Source organism: Ramlibacter monticola (assembly GCF_016722785.1).
Lineage (GTDB): Bacteria > Pseudomonadota > Gammaproteobacteria > Burkholderiales > Burkholderiaceae_C > Ramlibacter > Ramlibacter monticola.
Genome location: NZ_JAEQNE010000016.1, coordinates 1 through 2,692, shown reverse-complemented (window position 1 = coordinate 2,692; position 2,692 = coordinate 1). Strand labels below are relative to the sequence as shown.

At 68.2% G+C, this 2,692-nt stretch carries 2 protein-coding genes; both read left to right on the top strand.

All coding sequences use genetic code 11. The features are described from left to right. The first annotated feature begins 142 nt into the window (after positions 1-142). The gene (gene istA, locus JJ685_RS29525) at positions 143-1,705 is read left to right on the top strand and encodes an IS21 family transposase (protein ID WP_201677982.1); all 1,563 of its coding nucleotides are present in this window, start codon (positions 143-145) and stop codon (positions 1,703-1,705) included. After that, positions 1,702-2,472, top strand: a complete 771-nt coding sequence (gene istB / locus JJ685_RS29520; protein WP_201677981.1) for an IS21-like element helper ATPase IstB — start codon at positions 1,702-1,704, stop codon at positions 2,470-2,472. The genes istA and istB overlap by 4 nt, the downstream gene beginning before the upstream one ends. Positions 2,473-2,692: the final 220 nt, after the last annotated feature.

Here is a 2,692-nt window from a genome sequence, read left to right as displayed (position 1 = left end):
CCCGGATGGCCACCCAAAATCCCCCACCCGTGGCCACCTCAAACTCCTCCACCTGAATTGATCGGGAGAGGGTAGTAGGCCGGCGCCGCCGGCCCCCTTTGGACAGGACGTGAACTGACCTCCCGAGTGGGGGGTCGAGGAGTTGAACGTCTTGAAGCCAAACAAGAAAACCACCATCCAGACGCTGCTGGCGAGGGGGGCCGGCCAGAGGGAGATCGCCCGCATCACGGGCATCGATCGCAAGACGATCCGGAAGTACCAGCTCGCCGCGATGGCACCGGCGAATTCCCCCGGGGTGGCCACCGGCTCGCCGCCAGTGCAGGAGCCGCTGACGGGGGCCCAAAATCCCCCACCCCGGCCACCGGCGCACACCTCGGCGTGCGAGCCCTGGCGCGAGTTCATCCAGGCGCAGCTGGCGCTCAAGCGAAACGCCATGGCCATCTACCAGGACCTGGTGGACCTCTACGGCTTCGGCCACGGCTACAACAGCGTCAAGCGCTTCGTCGCGCAGCTGCGTGCCCGCGAGCCGGAGCAGTTCGACCGGCTGGAGTTCGCCCCCGGCGAGGAGGCTCAGGTCGACTACGGAGAGGGCGCCCCGACGCTCGACCCGGCCACCGGCCGCTGGAAGCGCCCGCGCCTGTTCGTGATGACGCTGCGCTACTCGCGCCGCAGCTTCCGGCGCGTGGTGTGGAAATCCGGCCAGCAGGAGTGGGCCGAGCTGCACGAGCAGGCGTTTCGGTACTTCGGCGGGGTGGTGCGCTACGTCGTCCTGGACAACCTCAAGGAAGGCGTGCTCAAGCCGGACCTGTATGAGCCGGAGCTCAATCCGGTGTACGTCGCGCTACTGGCCCACTACGGCTGCGTGGCCGACCCGGCACGGGTGCGCGACCCCAACCGCAAGGGCAGTGTCGAGAACGCGATCCAGCACACCCAGGACACGGCGCTCAAGGGCCGGCGCTTCGACTCGCTGGAGGCGCAAAACGAATTCCTGGAGAGCTGGGAATGCAAGTGGGCCGCCAAGCGCATCCACGGCCGCGAGAAGCGCCAGGTGCAGGCCATGTACGAAGAGGAGCGCGCCAGCCTGCTGCCGCTGCCGGTGACGCACTTCGCCTTCTTCCGCGAGATGGTGCGCACCGTGTGCGACGACACCACGGTGCGGGTGGACAGCAGCAACTACGCCGCGCGGCCGGCAGCCATCGGCTCGAAGGTGACGGTGCGGCTGTACGCGCACCTGGTGGAGATCCGCGACCGTGCCACCGGAGCCCTGCTGCGCACGCACGCGCGCAGCGAGCGTCCCGGTGCGACGGTGCTGCCCGACGAGGAGCGGCCATTCAATCCGAGTCGCCAGACCGAGCTGCTGTGGAAACTCGCGCGCGAAATTGGACCGAGCTGCCTGCAGCTGTGCCAGCAGTGGTTTGCCCGAGAGGGGCGCGTGGGCCAGCGGCGAATGTGGGGGCTGGTCGGCCTGGCACGCCAGCATCCGCCGGCGCTGGTGGAGAAGGCCTGCACGGTGGCGACGCAGCAGCGGCGTGCCACCCTCAAGGCGATCACCGGCCTGCTGGGAGAGCTCGCCGAGACGGCGGCTGCGCCGCCCGATCCGAAGTTGACGCAGAGCGACGCGCTGATCCGCGACGCCGCTGCCTATGCCGATTTCTTCGCCGCCGCCACGACGGACGCACCGGCTGCCGGGGAGTGGCTGCAATGAGCATGTCGATCCCCGAGCTGGAACGCACCCTTGCGCAGTTGCGCCTCTCCGGTGCCCGCGACACACTGCAGACGCGCTTGGCGCAGGCGCAGGCCTCGCAAATGACCTCGCAGGAGCTGCTCGCACTGCTGCTGCAGGACGAACTCGATCGCCGGCAAAGCCGCCTGATCGACAAGCGCTACAAGGACTCGCACCTGGACGAGAAGGTCGCGCTGGCCGAGATCGACTGGTCATTCAATCCGAAGGTCCCGCGTGCGGCGTGCTTCGAGCTGCAGACGCTCAAATTCGTCAGCGAAGGCGCCAACGCGCTGTTGATCGGCAAGCCCGGGACCGGCAAGAGCCACGTCGCCAAGGCGGTGGCGTATCACGGCGTTCAGCAGGGCCTGAAGGTGGTCTACGTCGAGGCCGACACCGACTTCGGCCGCTACGCGCTGGCCGACGCGCGCGAACGCGAGCAGATGCTGCAGCGCATGCTGGCGGCCGACCTGCTGGTGCTCGATGATCTGTTCCTCGCCAAGCGCGTCTCGGAAGCCGCCGCGGAGCTGCTGCAAACGCTGGTGCACCAGCGCCACCGCCGGCGCGCCAGCGTGCTGGTCACCTCCAATCGCGTCATTCGCGACTGGGGCACCTATCTCGGCGACATGACGATGGCCTCGACCATTCTGGACCGCTTGATGCACCGCTCACGACTGCTGGAATTCGAGGGCAAGAGCTACCGGCTCAAGGAGGCCGCCCAGCGCCTGGCGATCAAGGCACAGGCCGACTGACCTCGCCCGCCGTGGACAAGCCGCCCGCCCACAGGACAAGCCTGTGGACGGCCCCTGCGGGGTCCGTGGCTTGCCCACCGCTCCCCGGCCGCTCGCCTCCGGCCTGACGCGCTTCGCTTGCCGAACAGCCGTCAAGGAAGAAAAGACGAAAATCCCCCCGTCCTGGCCTGGAGGAATTTGACCCGGCCACAGGTGGAGGAATTTGAGGTGGCCATCCGGG

What these genes read in the sequence shown, in the direction of transcription:
- istB (WP_201677981.1), top strand. Translation starts at nt 1,702, where the DNA reads ATGAGCATGTCGATCCCCGAGCTGGAACGCACCCTTGCGCAGTTGCGC.